At 71.7% G+C, this 16,474-nt stretch carries 13 protein-coding genes; 3 read left to right on the forward strand and 10 right to left on the reverse strand.

What is annotated here, in order from left to right; all coding sequences use genetic code 11:
- Window positions 1–21 precede the first annotated feature (21 nt).
- From ACFQVC_RS10525 to ACFQVC_RS10535, 3 genes are read right to left on the reverse strand one after another with little or no spacing between them, the layout of a single operon-like run.
- Window positions 22–1,617, reverse strand: coding sequence for an FGGY-family carbohydrate kinase (locus tag ACFQVC_RS10525; RefSeq protein WP_381829248.1), 1,596 nt, complete (start codon window positions 1,615–1,617; stop codon window positions 22–24).
- Complete coding sequence (locus ACFQVC_RS10530; protein WP_381829250.1) at window positions 1,610–3,157, reverse strand: FGGY family carbohydrate kinase; 1,548 nt, start codon at window positions 3,155–3,157, stop codon at window positions 1,610–1,612. The genes ACFQVC_RS10525 and ACFQVC_RS10530 overlap by 8 nt, the downstream gene beginning before the upstream one ends.
- A gap of 5 nt (window positions 3,158–3,162) precedes the next feature.
- Complete coding sequence (locus tag ACFQVC_RS10535; protein WP_381829252.1) at window positions 3,163–4,524, reverse strand: MFS transporter; 1,362 nt, start codon at window positions 4,522–4,524, stop codon at window positions 3,163–3,165.
- Window positions 4,525–4,794: 270 nt separating this feature from the next.
- Between ACFQVC_RS10535 and ACFQVC_RS10540 the strand changes: the two genes are divergently transcribed.
- Window positions 4,795–5,583, forward strand: coding sequence for a DeoR/GlpR family DNA-binding transcription regulator (locus tag ACFQVC_RS10540; RefSeq protein ID WP_381829254.1), 789 nt, complete (start codon window positions 4,795–4,797; stop codon window positions 5,581–5,583).
- Window positions 5,584–5,607: 24 nt separating this feature from the next.
- Here the strand turns inward: ACFQVC_RS10540 and asnB are convergent, their stop codons facing one another.
- The 6 genes from asnB to ACFQVC_RS10570 all read right to left on the reverse strand — a co-directional run bounded on the left by asnB (window position 5,608) and on the right by ACFQVC_RS10570 (window position 13,222).
- Entirely contained in the window at window positions 5,608–7,449 is a 1,842-nt protein-coding gene (asnB, locus tag ACFQVC_RS10545; protein ID WP_381829256.1) for an asparagine synthase (glutamine-hydrolyzing), read from the reverse strand.
- A gap of 556 nt (window positions 7,450–8,005) precedes the next feature.
- Window positions 8,006–8,683 carry an ABC transporter ATP-binding protein gene (locus tag ACFQVC_RS10550; RefSeq protein ID WP_381829258.1) on the reverse strand — a complete coding sequence of 226 codons (678 nt, stop codon included), beginning with the start codon at window positions 8,681–8,683 and terminating at the stop codon, window positions 8,006–8,008.
- Window positions 8,676–9,599 (reverse strand): ABC transporter ATP-binding protein, encoded by a 924-nt coding sequence (locus ACFQVC_RS10555; protein ID WP_381829554.1) that lies wholly within the window; start codon window positions 9,597–9,599, stop codon window positions 8,676–8,678. Before ACFQVC_RS10555 ends, ACFQVC_RS10550 begins: the two co-directional genes overlap by 8 nt.
- Window positions 9,600–9,763: 164 nt before the next feature.
- Complete coding sequence (locus tag ACFQVC_RS10560) at window positions 9,764–10,630, reverse strand: ABC transporter permease (RefSeq protein WP_381829260.1); 867 nt, start codon at window positions 10,628–10,630, stop codon at window positions 9,764–9,766.
- On the reverse strand, window positions 10,623–11,588 hold the full coding sequence (locus tag ACFQVC_RS10565; protein ID WP_381829262.1) for an ABC transporter permease: 966 nt from the start codon (window positions 11,586–11,588) through the stop codon (window positions 10,623–10,625). The genes ACFQVC_RS10560 and ACFQVC_RS10565 overlap by 8 nt, the downstream gene beginning before the upstream one ends.
- Window positions 11,589–11,620: 32 nt before the next feature.
- On the reverse strand, window positions 11,621–13,222 hold the full coding sequence (locus ACFQVC_RS10570) for an ABC transporter substrate-binding protein (protein ID WP_381829264.1): 1,602 nt from the start codon (window positions 13,220–13,222) through the stop codon (window positions 11,621–11,623).
- A 282-nt stretch (window positions 13,223–13,504) separates the two neighbouring features.
- Here ACFQVC_RS10570 and abc-f point away from each other — a divergent pair, with 282 nt between their 5' ends.
- Window positions 13,505–15,160, forward strand: a complete 1,656-nt coding sequence (gene abc-f, locus ACFQVC_RS10575; protein WP_381829266.1) for a ribosomal protection-like ABC-F family protein — start codon at window positions 13,505–13,507, stop codon at window positions 15,158–15,160.
- Window positions 15,161–15,258: 98 nt separating this feature from the next.
- Here the strand turns inward: abc-f and ACFQVC_RS10580 are convergent, their stop codons facing one another.
- Window positions 15,259–15,705, reverse strand: a complete 447-nt coding sequence (locus ACFQVC_RS10580; protein WP_381829268.1) for an anthrone oxygenase family protein — start codon at window positions 15,703–15,705, stop codon at window positions 15,259–15,261.
- A gap of 91 nt (window positions 15,706–15,796) precedes the next feature.
- Between ACFQVC_RS10580 and ACFQVC_RS10585 the strand changes: the two genes are divergently transcribed.
- On the forward strand, window positions 15,797–16,375 hold the full coding sequence (locus ACFQVC_RS10585) for a TetR/AcrR family transcriptional regulator (RefSeq protein WP_381829270.1): 579 nt from the start codon (window positions 15,797–15,799) through the stop codon (window positions 16,373–16,375).
- Window positions 16,376–16,474: the final 99 nt, after the last annotated feature.

A 16,474-nucleotide genomic window follows, 5' to 3' on the forward strand; every position in this document is an offset into this window, starting at 1 on the left:
CCCTCTGCTTGGCGTGGTCGGTCACTGTGCGGCCCTCTGCTTGGCGTGGTCGGCAACGGCGCTGTCGAGCCAGCCGCGGCGGACGAGTTCGTCGAGGAAGGTCAGGTAGACGGGGGTCCAGTGGGCGGTGCGCCCGGGGTCCGGTGCGATCTCCTCGCGGATCCGGACCATGGCGGCCGCGGCGTCCTGCACGGACACTCCGCTGGAGGTGGCGGCGAGTACGGCCATGCCGATGGCGCCCTCGGCCTGTTCCGGCAGGAGCACCGGGCGGCCCATGACATCGGCGCGCAGGCGGCTCCAGTAGCGGTTCGCGGCGCCGCCGCCGGTGAGGGTGAGCGGCCCGTCGACGGGCGCGCCGAGCAGGTCGAGATAGTCGAAGCAGAGCCGTTCGACGCAGGCGACGCCGAGGAGGTACGCGTGGAAGCGCGCGGCCTCGTCCGGGGCCTCGCCGAGCATGAACGGCTCGGCGCCGGGGGCGCGGAACGGGAAGCGTTCACCGCCGGTGGACACCAGCGGGTAGGCGACCGCGGTGGACTCCGACTCGCTTGCCCGGAGTGTGAGTTCGGCCAGATCGGCGCCCGCGAACTCACGGGAGATCACACCCGCGCCGCTGCTGGAGGCGCCGCCCGGCAGCCAGCTGTCGCCGGGGCCGCGGTGGCAGTAGACGACGCCTGCGGGGTCGCGTACGAGGTGCGGGCTCATGCCCTTGAACACCAGGGTGGTGCCGAGTACGGAGTTCCAGGCGCCCGGGGTGAGGGCGCCCGCGCCGATCTGCGCGGCGCAGCCGTCCGTCATTCCGGCGACGATGGCGGTGCCCTCGGGGATGCCGGTGGCGGCGGCGGCCTGTGCGCACACGGCGCCGATGACGGTGCCGGGCCGTACGACCTCGGGCAACAGGCTTTCGGGGACGCCGAGTTCGGCGAACTCCGCGGCCGGCCAGCGCTCCTCGGTCAGGTGGTAGCCGGTCTTCAGGGCGTGGCTGGCGTCGGCCGCGACCTGGTGCCCGGCGAGCCGCCAGGTGACCAGGTCGGTCTGGTGCAGCAGCCGGACCCCGGTACCGGCTGCTGCGGCTTCGTGTCCCCCGGTGCCGGCCGCCGCGGCTTCACCGGCTCCGCCACCGCTCGCCGCCGGCTCGTTCTCGAGCAGCCACAGCAGCTTGGGCAGGGCCCAGGAGGGCTGCATCGAGCGGTAGCCGAGCTCCAGCCACACCGACTCCCCCACGGCGTTGGCGCGTTCGGCCTGGGTGGCGGCGCGCCCGTCGTCGTACATCAGGCCGGGGGTGAGGGGGCGGCCCGAGGCGTCGGCGAGCAGGATGGTGCCGGAGGTGCCGTCGATGGCCAGGCCCCGGATCCGCTCGGGGGCGATCCCGGCGAGCGCCTCGCGGCAGGCCTCGGCGAGCGCGCTCCACCACTGCTCGGGGTCCTGTTCGTGGCGCTTGCCCTCGCGGTGGCTGGTCAGCGGCCGGGACGCGGCGGCGAGGACCGTGCCGGCGGCGTCCACGGCGACACAGCGGGCGCTCTGGGTGCCGAGGTCGAGGCCGAGCCAGACGGCGTCGGCGGGCAACTCGCCTGCGGCATCGGCACGTTGGGTGGCATCGGCGGGCAGTCGGTCAGTCATGGAAGTCTCCGAGTTGCGGAACGTCGGCGTCACGGGCGGTACGGGGGCCGGGGATGGTGGCCGTGCCGGTGGGGGCGGACCAGCCGGCGTCACGGGCGAGGGTGCGCCACTTCAGGAACGCCGTGTACTGCTCGGCGTAGAACGCGGAGCGGACCGGATCGGGCTCCCAAGTGGAGCGCATCCGCACGTACTTGGCGGCCGCGCTGTGCATGCTGGACTCGGCGCCGCTGAGCACCAGGCCGGTCAGGAACGCGCCCTTGGCGCCGAGTTCGGTGTCGCCCGAGCGGGCGGTGGGCACGCCGGTGGCGTCGGCGATGAGCTGGCACCAGTCGTCGCTGTTGGCGCCGCCGCCGCACAGGCGCAGCTCCGTGACCGTCGTACGGGAGGCCTCCAGGGAGTCGCGCAGGACCAGGGAGAGCCCGTCGAAGACGGAGCGGGCGATATCGGCGCGCGAGTGTTCGAGGGAGAGCCCCCAGAAGGCACCGCGGGCGCGCGGGTCGAGGAACGGCGCCCGCTCCCCCGCCGGCGACAGATAGGGCAGGAACATCAGCCCGTTGGAGCGGGGATCGACGGTGAACGCCAGCTCCGAGAGCTCGGGCGGCCCTTCGAGGCGCAGCATCCGCGCGGCCCAGCCGAGGACTTCGGCGCCGTTGAGGGTGGGGAAGGCGCGCAGGACGCGCTCGCGGCCGCGGTAGGCGATGTTGATGCCGGAGGGCTCGCCGCTGGTGTCGACGTCCTTGCGGACGATCTCCGTGCACAGGGTGGTGCCGAGGATGGAGCAGGCCTGGCCCGGGTTGACCACGCCGACACCGCGGGCGGTGGAGGCGATGTCGTACGGGGCCATGACCACGGGCAGCCCGGCGGGCAGGCCCAGTTGGCCGGCCGCCTCGTTGGTGATCTCGGCGATGCGCTGCTCCTCGCCGAGGACCTTGGGCAGGAGCCGGGCATAGGCGGTCAGGCCGAACAGGTCGATGATCCGCGGGTCGTAGTCGCCGCTCTCGTGGTCGAGGAACGGCGCCGAGGCGTCGGACTCGTCCATGGCGACCTCGCCGGTCAGGTTGAGGAACAGCCAGCCGGCGGCGGTCAGCGAGGCGGCCGAGCGGGCGAGGCGCTGCGGGTCGTGCGAGCCGAGCCAGCTGAAGATCGCGTTCGGCATTCCGCTGCAGGTGAGCGAGCCGTTGCGGCGGAAGGCCTCCTCCAGGACGCCCTCGCGCTCCCAGCGGGAGAGGACATCACCGGCGCGGCCGTCCGACCACAGGATGGCGGGGCCCGTGGGGCGGCCCGCGGCGTCCACCAGCCAGGCGCCGTCGCCCTGCGCGGTGAACGTCACCAGCCAGACCGGGTCGTCGATCTCGGCGAGGGCGGTACGGACGGTGTAGACGACGGCGTTCCACACGGTGTCCATGTCCTGCTCGGCCCAGCCGGGGTGGCGGCGGTGGACCTCGGTGCCGAGCCGGGCGACGGCGAGCTCCTGGCCCTGGTCGTCGAAGACGACCGACTTGATCATCGTGGTTCCGACGTCGATGGCGAGTACCGACATGGCGGTCACAGTCCCTTCGGGGCATGGCCGGCGGCGGCGAGCGGGGGCTCGTCTCCGGCGGCGGGCTGTGGCAGGTCGATCGGCTCCGTCGCCTCGGCGGCGGGGCCGGTGGTCTTCAGGAGCAGCGTCAGCAGGGCGCTGACCGCATGGAAGGCGGCGAAGATCCACACCACTCCTCCTACCCCGAGCGGCCCGAGGAAGAGGCTGACGACCAGCGGCCCGAGGAAGGTGGAGGCGCCGGCGCCCAGGTTGAGGGCGGCCATGGCCTGGCCCTTGTGCTCGGGGGCGATGGCGGTCATCAGGGCGGAGAGCGGAACGTAGCCGGAGAGGCTCGCGCCGTAGAAGACGGCGACGATCAGGGCGATGGCGTACTGGTCGCCGACCGCTGAGGGCACGTAGTAGAGCACGAGGGTGGAGATGGTGCAGCCGACGCCGCCGAACCAGGCGACGGTGGTGCGCCAGCCGACCTTGTCGCCGACGATCCCGAAGAGCAGGTTGGTGCCGATGTTGGTGGCGAACATGATGCTCAGGAGCATCAGCCACTGCTCCTTGCTCAGGCCCACCTCGTTGATGAACCAGGCCGGGAGCATCACCAGGAAGCCGAACTGCGAGGCGGTGTTGAACATCCGCACCATGGCACCGGCGCCGACGCGCGGGTTGCGGTAGAGGATCGTGAGGCTGCCGACGAGCCCGGCCATCGGGGACTCCCCCACGGGCGCGAGCCGCCGGGAGCCGGTGCGCTCGCGGATCAGCAGCAGCGGTACGAGTCCGCCCGCGACGACCACGCCGAGGGCGACCCAGAGAGTGGCGTACTCGCCGATGTGCGGGATGAGCAGGCCCGCGGTGAGCGAGCCGAGGGTGGGCAGACCGGCGGAGAACGCGGACCAGAACCAGCCCATGGCGCTGCCCATCTGGCGCTGCGGCGCGACGGCGGCGATCCAGACGAGGAAGGCGTACGCGAAGAGAGGGAAGGCGATGCCGCGCAGCGCGTAGCCGAGCAGCAGCAGCGGATAGGCCTTGCTGGGGATGGCGACGGTGAGGAAGAAGATATGCGTCAGGGCGAAGGCCCCGAGCCCGAGCCACATCACCTTGCGGGGCCCGAACAGGTCGGAGAGCGCGCCCGCGAACCAGGCGGCGACGGCGCCGGTGACGCCGTAGACGGTGAAGACCATCGCGACGTCGGCGGCGGGGATGCCGAGGCTCTCCAGGTACGGCGAGAGGTAGCCGGCTTCGATGCCGACTCCGGTCATGAAGATCAGCAGGCCGAGATAGCCCCACGAAAGTGACTGAGGGATGCCGAGCCGTGTGATGAGCGATTGCGGTCGGCCGGCGCGGCCCGTAGCGGGCGGCGCGGGGGTGTTCGTCATTGAGCTCCCCGATCAGCGGCGAGAGAGAGCAGCGGATGCTGCGCACCCGGCGAGCAGCGGGTGCGGAATCGAGCTAACTCGGGGGTTAATTCCCACGTCAAACGCCTTCGGGCATCTCCCGCAGGCGCCGGTTCAAGCCGTGTGAGAAGGGCTTTGGACCTATGCCGCTGAGCAGGGAGCATGCTTTCCCACCGGTCCTGGCCCGAGTGAAATCCATGAGATCATCACTCGGAGTTTTCACATGGCTTTGCCTCGCAGAAAGGCTCCGGGATGGCGGTCGCGGATCGTGCGGACATCAGGGAGGAGCGCCGGCGGCGCATCAGGGAGCAGGTCGTCGCGCATGGCTTCGTGCGCGCCGCGGACCTGGCCGCCGAGTACGGCGTCAGCCTGATGACGATCCACCGGGATCTGGACTTCCTGCAGTCGCAGGGCTGGCTGCGCAAGGTGCGCGGCGGGGCGACGGGGCTGCCATCGGCGCAGTTCCACGGCTCGGTGGCCGAGCGGATGTCGACGATGGCGCAGACGAAGCAGCAGCTCGCGAAGGCCGCGGCGACCCTGCTCGTGCCGGGCCAGACGGTGATCCTGGACGACTCCACGACGTGTCTGCATCTGACCCGGCAGCTCGCCGAGCACACCCCGCTGACGGTGATCACCAACTCGCTGCCGGCGATCTCGGCCCTGGCCAAGGAGCCCGGTGTCTCCCTCATCGCCCTCGGCGGCAGCTACTTCCCGGCGTACGACGCGTTCCTGGGCCTGCATACGGCGGACAGCGTGGAGGCCTTTCGCGCGGATGTCTTCTTCATGTCGACGACGGCCGTGACGCGGGGCCGCTGCTATCACACGTCGCCGGAGACGGTGCAGGTGAAGCGGGCGATGATGGGTGCGGCGACACGGAGCGTGCTGCTCGCGGACCATACGAAGTTCACCCGCGACGGCCTCTACGCCCTGGCTCCGCTGACCGAGTTCGATCTGCTCGTCGTGGACGACGGGGTGAGCGCGGAGGAGATCCGGACGATCCGGGGCCGGGGCACGGATGTGATGGTGGTGCCCCGGCCGTAGCCCGGCCGGGGCACCGACCTGGGCTCAGTCGAGGGCGAGTTCGGGCGTGTAGAGATCCATCCAGAGCGCGAGGTCCAGGGTGCGCTCGAGGCCGCGCCGGGCGGCCTGGGTCGTCTGCGGGGTCTCGCGGTGGGCCAGGGCGTGCACCCGGTCGCGGTCGAGGAGTTCGAAGACCGGGTGACCGGGGGCGGCGAGGATGTCCTTCACGTGTTCCTGCAGCGTGGCCGCGTACTTGGGGTCCTGGGTGGACGGGTAGGGGCTCTTGACGCGGTCGTACACGGACTGCGGCAGCAGATCGGCGGAGGCCTCGCGCAGCAGGGACTTCTCCCGGCCGTCGAAGCTCTTCAGCGCCCAGGGCGTGTTGTAGACGTACTCGACGAGCCGGTGGTCGCAGAACGGCACCCGCACTTCGAGGCCGACGGCCATGCTCGCGCGGTCCTTGCGGTCGAGCAGGACGCGTACGAACCGGGTCAGGTGCTGGTGGCAGATCTGCCGCATGCGGTACTCGAAGTCGCTCTCGCCGTCGAGGCGTTGGACGGCCGCGACGGCGTCGGCGTGGCTGTCGCGGACGTACGCGGGCAGGTCGAGGGCCGTGTCGAGCTCGGGCCGCAGCACACCGGCGTCGTCCCCGAAGTGCTCGGCGTAGCGCACCAGCCAGGGGAAGGTCTCGCCGCGCCGGGCGCGCTCGTCGAAGAACTGCAGATAGCCGCCGAAGACCTCGTCGGCGGACTCACCGGAGAGCGCCACGGTGGAGTGTTCGCGGATGGCCCTGAACAGCAGGTACAGCGAGCTGTCCATATCGCCGAAGCCGAGCGGGAGATCGCGGGCGCGGATCATGTGGGCCCGCACTTCGGGGTCGGCGAGGGTGTGCGAGTCGAGGACGATGTCGCGGTGGTCGGTGCGGGCCGCGCGGGCGACGTCGTGCACGTAGGGGGTGTCGGGGGTGCCGCGCAGTTCGTCGGCGACGAAGTGATCGGCCTGCCCGACGAAGTCGACGGCGAAGCTGCGTACCGTCTCATCGCTCTCGGCCAGCTGCCGGGCGGCGAGCGCTGTCATGGCGGAGGAGTCGAGGCCGCCGGAGAGCAGGGTGCAGCGGGGCACGTCGGAGACGAGCTGGCGGCGCACGATGTCGTCGAGGAGTTCGCGCACCCGGGCGATCGTGGTGGCGCGGTCGTCGGTGTGCTCCCGGGTCTCCAGGGCCCAGTAGACATGCCGGCGCAGGCCGCTCCGGTCGACGGTCACGACGGTGCCGGGCTCGACCTCGTGCATGCCGTCCCATACTGCGTGACCTGGCGTCTTGACCAGGGCGAAGACCTCGCGCAGTCCGTCGAGCGACACTCGGCGGCGGGCGAGCGGGTTGGCGAGGACCGCCTTGGGCTCGGAACCGAACAGGACGCCGTCGGGGGTCGGGTAGTAGTAGAACGGCTTGATGCCCATACGGTCGCGGACCATGACGAGCTTGTCGCGGCGCCCGTCCCAGAGGGCGAAGGCGTACATGCCGTTGAGCCGCTCGGCGACGCCCTCGCCCCACTCCAGGTAGCCGCGCAGCACGACCTCGGTGTCGGAGGCGGTGGTGAAGTGGTGTCCGCGCGCGGCGAGTTCACGGCGCAGCTCGGTGAAGTTGTAGGTCTCGCCGGAGTAGACCAGGGCCACCGTGCCCTGCTCGGTGACGGCCGTCATGGGCTGACGCCCGCCCGGCAGGTCGATGATGGCCAGTCGGCGATGACCGAGTGCGGCGGGCCCTTCCGTCCAGATGCCGCGGTCGTCGGGACCGCGGCAGGCCATCGTCTCCGTCATCGCGTCCAACGTGGCCCGCTCGCCCCGCAGATCGCGGTCGAAGGAGATCCAGCCGGTGATGCCGCACATGTGGTGCCTCCTGCCTGTGTCGCCCGGCCGGTGCACGGACGCCGCCCGCACCCCGGCAAACTGCGTGTACCTTGCAGCTACATTTCGAGCGTGCGTCAGGAGGGTGTGTACGGTCAACGCGGCCGTAACACGCGGGACATCCCGGACCGGGGGGTTTCGGCCGGACGTAAGGAGCGCTTGACCTTTACGGTCCTGGACGAGCCCGGGGTGCAGGGCCGGGGAGGTCGACGGAACGTCAGCTTCCGGCCAGGGGTAAAACTTCACCCAAGCCCACGGAAAGCTGGGCCCGGGGGCGACCGCCGCCTTCACCCAAGGCTGACCGAGGGCTCCGCCCGGGGGCGGGCGACCGCCGGGCATCACGCAAGGCCGATCGAGGGCTCCGCCCCGAGGCGGGCGACCGCCGGGCATCACGCAAGGTCCACCGAGAGCTCACCCAGGGGCGACCACGGCTCCGCGCAAGGCCCACCGAGAACTCCGCCCAGAGGGAGGCGACCCCGGCTTCACGCATGGCCGACCAGCAACTCCGTTCCCCTGCCGACGGAGCGTGCCGCCACCTTTACCCCAGCCCGGCCGCCGCGCGTTCGGCCAGGTCCCGCCACTCCACAGTCCGCTCGCACCACCGCTTCAGGAGCACCCGGTCGTGCCCCACGGCGAGGAGGCCTGCGCCGGTGTCGCGGCGGTACTGCTCGACCACCGCCACCAGGGCCGCCGTGGTCGAGGCGTCCAGCATGGCCGTCATCTCGTCGCACACCAGCCAGCGCGGGCGCAGCACCAGGGCGCGGGCCAGGCAGGCGCGCTGCAGCTGGCCGTCGCTGACCTCGTGCGGTCGGCGGCCCAGGAGTTCCTCGCCCAGGCCGACCAGGGCCGTCAACTCGGCCACCCGGCCGGGCACTTCGGCCCCTCGCCCGTTCGCGCGCAGCGGCTCCGCGATCAGGTCGGAGAGGCGCAGGCGCGGGTCGGCGGACAGGCGTGGCTGCTGGAAGACCACGCCGAACGCGGTGCGCTGCTCGCGCGGGGCGCGATGCCGCCAGCCGCCCGCCGCCGTGCCGTCGATGACGACCCGCCCGGCGTCCGGCTCGTGCAGCAGCGCCGCGACCCGTGCGAGCGTCGACTTGCCGCAGCCGCTGGGCCCGAGCAGACCGACCGCCTCGCCGGGCGCGATCGACAGGGAGACCTCACGGAAGACGGGGCTCCGGCGGTCGTATCCGGCGGTCAGGGAGTGCAGTTCAAGCACGCTGTGCCTCCAGCGCGTGGTGACAGGCCACGCCTTCGTCGAGCGCGGGCAGCGCCTCGCAGGCCTCGGTGCGCAGGGTGCAGCGCGGGGCGAAGGCACACCCCTCGGGCAGTGCGCCCAGCTCCGGCGGCATACCGGGGATCGGGGTGAACTCCCGCTCCGGCAGGGCGTTCAGGAGGCCGCGGGCGTAGGGGTGGCGGGGCCCTGGGCTGCCGAAGAAGGCGGCCGCGTCGGCGAGTTCGACGATCCGGCCGGCGTACATCACCGCGATCCGGTCGGCGATACGCTCGGCCGCCGCCAGATCGTGGGTGATCATCAGCAGGGCGCGGGAGTCTCCCGTGTGCCGCTTGAGTTCGTCGACCGTACGGTCCACCAGGTCGCGGTCGAGGCCCGTGGTCGGCTCGTCCGCGAGCAGCAGCGGGGCATCACCGATCAGCGCGAGTGCCGTGGCGGCGCGCTGGGCGAGGCCGCCGGACAGCTCGTGCGGGTAGCGGTCGAGGTGATCGGCGGGGAACGCGGCGCGCTCGGCGGCCCCCTCCGCCGCCGAGCGCGCCTGCGCCTTCCGCACCCCCGTCAGCTCCCGCACGGTCTCCTCCAGTTGGGAGCGCACGGTACGGACGGGAGTCAGATGGGCGGCGGGCGACTGCGGCACGAGACCGATGCGCCGTCCGCGTACCGCACCGGCCAGGGTGCGTTCACCGGCTGCCAGCAGGTCGATGGCACCGTCGCTCCCGCCCTGTCCGGCGCCGAGGAGCGCACTGCCCGCCGTCTCGGCGTTGCCGGGGAGCAGCCCGAGCAGCGCCGAGGCGAGCACCGACTTGCCGCAGCCGCTCTCACCGACCAGCGCCAGGCACTCCCCCGCCGCGAGGTCGAAGTGGGCGTCGCTGACGGCCCGGATACGGGTGTCGCCGCGCATCCGGAAGCGGACCGAGAGCCCGCGTACGGAAAGGACCGGTAGGTCCGGCCCTGCGGTCGTCGAAGGCTTCACCGGGACAGTCACCGAGGTGCCATCCGGGGCGGTCGCCGAGGTGCCTTCCGGGGTGGTCGTCGGCGTGCCTTCCGGGGTGGTTGCCGGGGTGGTCACAGCATCAGCTCCGATCGCCGCCGCGGGTTGAGCCGCTCCCGCCAGGCGCCCGCGAGGCCCGCGATCGCCAGGGTCGGGATGATGATGAACAGGCCGGGGAAGAGCGTCGGCCACCAGTCGCCCGCGAGCAGCGAGCCGCGGGCGCTCTGCACGAGCGTGCCGAGGCTGGCCTGGTGCGTGGGCAGGCCGAGGCCGAGGAAGGACAGGGCCGACTCGTGCCAGATGGCGTGCGGGACCATGAGGACCGCGGCGAGGCCTGCCTGCGGGAGCACACCCGGCAGCAGATGCCGGATGCCCACGCGCCTGCGCGACGCGCCGCCGGAGATCGCGGCGTCGACGTAGGGCCGGGAGCGCAGCGAGAGCACTTCGGAACGCACGATGCGGGCCGTGGACAGCCAGTGCGTGAGGGCGACCGAGATGACGACGGGCCACACCCCGGGGCGGAACATCGCGACGATGAAGATGCCGAGCAGCAGATGCGGCACGGAGGAGAACAGATCGACCAGACGCATCACGACCCGGTCGAACCAGCCGCCCGCGGCCGCTGCCGCCGCGCCGACGGCGGTGCCGATGACGGTCGCCACGACGGCGGCGACGACACCGACGAGCAGGGACACTCGAAGGCCGTAGACACAGCGGACCAGCAGGTCGCGCCCGACGTCGTCGGTGCCGAAGGGGTGGGCGAGGGACGGCGGTTGAAGCTTCGCGGCGAGATCGACGGCCTGCTCGTCGAGGTGGACGAGCGGCGGTACGACCAGGACGGCGAGGACGACCGCGGCGACGATCACCGCGGAGCTGCGTACCCGCCACGCGCGCGTGGAGCGGCGAATGACGCCGACGGGCTTCCAGGCGAGCTCAGCCATCGAATCCCACCCTCGGGTCGGCGAGGCCGTACAGCAGATCGGCCACGAGGTTTCCGAGCAGCACCGCGATCGTGGCGAGCACGGTGAGCGCGGCGAGCAGCGGGAAGTCCACGGAGGTCGCGGCCTCGACGGTCGCGGCGGCGATGCCGGGCCAGCTGAAGACGGTCTCCACGAGGAGCGCACCGGTGATCAGTTCGGGCACGCGCGAGCCGATCAGGGTGAGCACCGGGAGCATGCCGGAGCGCAGGGCGTGGCCCAGGAGCACGGTGCGTGCGGCCAGTCCACGCGCGCGTGCGCCTCGGACCGGGTCCTCCTCCAGGGCGTCGGCGACACCCTGGCGTACGTAGAGGACGAACCACGGCAGCTGCGAGACCGCCAACACCGCCGCAGGAAGGGCCAGATGGCTGAGCACCTGGCCCGCGGTGACCGCCGACGAGCCGGTGTCGGTGAGCCCGCCCGCGGGCAGCACCCCGAGCTTGAGCGCGAAGAACCACACGGCGAGCAGACCGAGCCAGAACGGCGGGGCCGCTTCCAGGGTGTACGCGAGGGAGGTCACGGCCCGGTCGAGCCAGCCGCCCTGGCGGCGCGCGGCGAGCACGCCGAGCGCCGTGCCGAGCAGGATCGCCACGACGAACGCGACGGTGGCGAGCAGCACGGACCAGCCGAGGCGCTCCCCGATGACCTGCGCGACGGGCTGGCGCATCACGCTGGAGTCGCCGAGGTCACCGCTGAGGGCGTGGGTCAGCCACTCCCACCAGCGGGTGACGAGCGGCTGGTCGACGCCGAGGTTGGCGCGCAGCTGGTCGAGGTTCTCCTGGGACGCGGTGAGCCCGGCCGTGCCCGCGTACGCCTTGACCGGGTCGAAGGGCGAGGCCGCGGCGATGGCGAAGACACCGAAGGTCACGGCGAGCAGGACGGGGACGGCGAACAGCGCCCGCCGCCCCGCCATGCGTGCCATCGGCCCCCAGGGGAGCCGTTTGGTGCTCTGTGTCACTTGGTGGGCTGCCAGTCCTCGACGTTCCACCAGGGGCCGGAGGCCAGACCGTGGTCGTGCGGCTCCACCTGGGTCGTGAGGTCGCCGAAGCGCTTGTTCACCACGTAGAGGTGGTCGATGTGGGTGAGGAAGGTGTAGCCCGGGTCCTTGACCAGTTCGCGCTGGACCGTGTCGTAGGCGGCCTTCCGCTCGGCCTTGTCGTCGGTCTTGCGGCCGTCTTCGAGGGCCTTGTCGACGGCCGGGTTGTCGTACCAGGCCATGTTGTTGAAGCCGTCACCGGCGAGCTTGGACTCGAGCAGTGTGTACTGGTCGAAGTCCGGGTCGGCCGGGGAGCCGCCGCCGGCGAGCACCGCGTCGGTCTTCATCTTCGGCTCGATGACCTCCCAGGTGCCGGCCTGCACCTTGACCTCGATGCCGGCCTTCTTGGCGTCGGAGGCGTAGGCCAGGGCGTGGTCCTGGCGGAGCTTGTCGCCGGAGAGGTACCAGAGCGGGAAGGAGGCGCGCTGTCCGTCCTTCTCGCGGATGCCGTCCTTGCCCTTCTTCCAGCCGGCGTCGTCGAGGATCTTCTCGGCCTTCTTCAGGTCGTGGCTGCGCTCGGTGCCCTTGGTGAACCACTCGCTGTCGGTGGGCACGGGCCCGTAGGCCTCCTTGCCCTCGCCGTCGAGGATGGAGTCGACCATGGCCTTGCGGTCGACGGCCACGTCCAGGGCGCGGCGTACGTCGGTGTCGCCGGTGACCTTGTTGTGGGTCGGCAGGGTCACGACCCGGTAGTCGAAGCTCTTCGCGGTGTACGTCTTCTTGTCGGACTCGCCCTTGAAGGTCTTGGCGAGGTTGGGCGGCAGGATCGCGCCGTCCAGGTCGCCCGAGCGGAGCCGGGTGGCGCGGATGTCGTCGTCCTTGATGATCGCCATGGTGAAGTTCTTCACCTTCGGCGCCCCGCCCCAGTAGTCGGGGTTGGCCTTGAAGGTGAGCTTCTCGCCCTTGGACCAGTTGACGAGCTCGTACGGCCCGGTGCCGACCGGCTTGGTGGTGAAGGAGCCGTTGTTCACGTCCTGCTTGCCCGCGATGTGCTCGGGGGCGATGGGCAGGATGGTGCGCTGGGCGAACGGCGCGTAGGGGTACTTGAGGTGGAAGACCACCTCGTCGTCCCCCTTGGCCTCGACGCTCTTGAGGGCGTCCAGCTCCGTCTTGGAGGCGTTGTTGGTCTTCTTGTCGAGGATGGTCTCGTAGGTGAAGACGACGTCCTTGGCGGTGAAGGGCTTGCCGTCGGAGAACTTCACGCCCTTGCGGAGCTTGTACGTGTACGTGAGGCCATCGCCGCTGATCTTCGGCAGCTCGGCCGCGAGCGCGGGCTTGAGCTTCATGTCGGCGTCGTGCGTGAGCAGTCCGTCGAAGATCTTGGAGTTGCCGTCCTTGCCGTAGCCGAGGAGCGGGCTGAGGCTGTCGGGCTCGTACGCGATGCCGACGACGGCGCTGTCCTTGGCACCGCCGCCCTGCGCTCCGTCGCCCTTGCCCGGCGCCGAGCAGGCCGAGGCGGCGACCGCCAGTGCGGCGATGGCCGCCAGCGCGCCGGCTCCGCGTATGGATCGGGCCGTCATGCCCACACCCCTATTCAAGATCAGCTGTTATTGCGAACGGCTCGCAATTATGCCGCATGTAATGGGTGTGTCAGCTCCGGGGTCCGTACGCGACGCGGCCCTTGAAGGCGCCTGCAGGCGCCGGGACGGGCGCCGGGACGGGCGCCGGAAAAATAACTGGAACGAGACGCCTCGTCTTGTTACGGTAGGCGCATGGCTTTCCTTTTCTTCGTCTGAGTCCGGGCACGGCCCACGCCGCCGTCACCGCTGCCCGTCGACCCTTCGCACCTCCAGGGAAAGCCCATGCGCGAACGCGCCCATACCGCCACGCCCGCTGCCGTGGCGCAGCTCTCCGTCAAGGACGTCACCAAGTCCTACGGCATCCGAACCGTCCTCGACCAGGTCTCCCTCACCGTCCGCCCGGGCGAGAAGGCGGCCGTCATCGGCGAGAACGGCTCCGGCAAGTCCACGCTCCTTCGTCTCGTCGCCGGGGCCGAGGCGCCGGACACCGGCGAGATCACCGTCACCTTCCCCGGTGGCACCGGCCATCTCGCCCAGACCCTCGATCTCGACGCGGACTGCACCGTGCAGGACGCCGTCGACCTCGCACTCACCGAACTGCGCGCCATGGAGCACCGCCTGCGCACGGCGGAGGAACACCTCGGCGAGGCATCGGATGACGAACTCGCCGCATACGGCGAGCTGTTGATCGCGTACGAGGAACGCGGCGGCTACGAGGCGGACGCCCGCGTCGACGCCGCCATGCACGGACTCGGGCTCGCCGGGATCACCCGTGACCGCGCGCTCGGCTCGCTCTCCGGCGGCGAGCAGTCGCGCCTCGCGCTCGCCTGCGTCCTTGCCGCCGCGCCCGAGCTGCTGCTCCTCGACGAGCCGACGAACCACCTCGACGCGGCGGCGGTGCGCTGGCTCGGTGACCAGCTGCGCGCGCACCGCGGCACCGTCGTCGCGGTCACCCACGACCGCGGCTTCCTGGAACGCATCGCCACCACGATCCTCGAAGTCGACCGGGATACGCACACGGTGCACCGGTACGGCGACGGGTGGGCCGGTTACCGCACCGCCAAGGCCTCGGCCCGGCGCCGCGCGGAGCAGGAGTACGCGGACTGGGTCGAGGACGTGGCCCATGCCGAGGAGTTGCTCGAAGCCGCCGGGAGGCGGCTCGCCACCACGGGCAAGGATCCGCGGCAGGGCTTCGGCAAGCACCGCCGCTCGCACGAGGCCAAGCTCGGCGGTCAGGTGCGCGCGGTCCGCGAGCGCCTGGCCCAGCTGCGGCGCAACCCGGTGGCGGCGCCGCCGGAGCCGCTGCGGTTCACGGCCGCCCTGCCGGCCACGGACAGCGAGGAAGGCGGGCGCCCCTGCGACCGCCCCCTCGCGCAGCTCGACGGCGTCCGCGTCGGCGAACGGCTGTGCCTGGACGGGCTGTTCACGATCGCGCCGGGACAGCGGCTCCTGGTCACGGGCGAGAACGGGGCGGGCAAGACGACGCTGCTGCGCGTCCTGGCCGGTGACCTGGAGCCGGACGCGGGCACGGTACGCCGCCCGGCCCGGATCGGGTACCTGGCGCAGGAGCTGCCCGCGCGCTCCACTCGACTGCCGCTGCTCGCCGCCTTCGCGGCCGGGCGGCCCGGACCGCCGGACGAGTACGCCGCCCAGCTGCTCGCGCTCGGCCTGTTCCGCGAGGAGGATCTGCACGTCCCGGTCGCGGAGCTGTCCGCGGGCCAGCAGCGGCGGCTGCAGATCGCGAGCCTGGTGACCCGGCCCGCGGACCTTCTCGTACTGGACGAGCCGACGAACCACATCGCGCTCGACCTGGTCGAGGACCTGGAGGCGGCACTCGCGGAGTACCCGGGAGCGGTCGTCACGGTCTCGCACGACAGCGGCTTCCGCGAACGGTTCACGGGCGAGCGGCTCGAGCTGCGGGGCGGCCGGAGGCACTGAACCCCCGCCGGGCCGGGATCCGCAGCCGGACCCGGACCGGACCCAGACCCGCGTGCGGGTCCGGGTCCGGTCCGGCTGCATGCCGCCCTCCACCGGGCTCAGGCGAGGGCGGCGGCCAGCAGGGCGAAGGCGCCGATGATGACGGTGACGCGGAGGTAGTGCCACCGGTCCCAGCGGTTCATCTGCTCCTTCCAGTCCGCCGGCCGGTTGTCGGCAGTCCACGTCTTGACCCGGTTGTTGATCGGGACGAGCACCAGGACCGACATCAGCACGCTGACGATCAGCAGCGCACCGGCGGCGATGACTGGGCCGGTGCCGGGGTGACCCCATCCGGCTATGACCCAGACCACGACGAGGACGAGCGAGGAGATGTACCAGGGCGGCATCATGGCGCCGCCGAGGCGGGCCCCGTGGACGCGGCCGCGCAGGCCGTTGTCGCCAGGGAGGCCGTTGAGGATCGGGTTGAGGAAGAAGGGGACGGCGAACTCCACTCCCACCATCACGCCGACGACCACCGTGGTGAAGACCTCAAGTGCGTTGAGCATGGTGACGCCTCCTGGAATCTAGCGTTGCTAGCCGATGAGGCGACGCTAGCACTGCTGCCGCTCGAATGTCTAGCAGTGCTAGGATCGCTGTATGTCGGTACAAGAACGCAAGGAGCGCGAACGGGCGGCACGCGAGCGCCTCATCGTGGCGACGGCCCGCGAACTCGCCGAGCAGCAGGGCTGGGACGCGGTCACCACCCGTCGCCTCGCCGAGCGCATCGAGTACAGCCAGCCCGTCCTCTACAGCCACTTCCGCGGCAAGCGCGAGATCATCGGTGCCGTCGCACTCGATGGCGCCACCGCACTGGCCGCGGCGTTGCGGGCCGCGACCTCGGCCGCGGACGGCCCGCGCGCCCGGGTCACCGCCCTCGCCCGGGCCTACCTCGAATTCGCCGAACACAACCCGGCGGTCTATGACGCCATGTTCCAGCTCGACGGCGGCCTGGCGTTCGCGCAGGAGGACACCCCGGCGCCGTTGAAGGACGGCTTCGCCGCCCTCCTCGAAAACCTTGGCGACGTCGCCGGTGACGGCGTCCACCCGGCGCTGTTCACCGAGGTGTTCTGGGCGTCCCTGCACGGCCTCGCGACCCTGACCCGGGCGGGACGGCTGCCACCGGGGGACGCCGAGCAGCGGGTGGAGCTGCTGGTGGACCGGCTCGCCTTGCTCTGACGCGCTGCCGTGCGGGCGAAGCGCCGCCCGTGCGGGCGAGGCGCCGCCCGTGCGGGCGAGGCGCCGCCCGTGCGGGCGAGGCGCCGTCAGACACCAAGA

The organism is Streptomyces monticola (genome assembly GCF_042665355.1).
GTDB lineage: Bacteria > Actinomycetota > Actinomycetes > Streptomycetales > Streptomycetaceae > Streptomyces > Streptomyces monticola.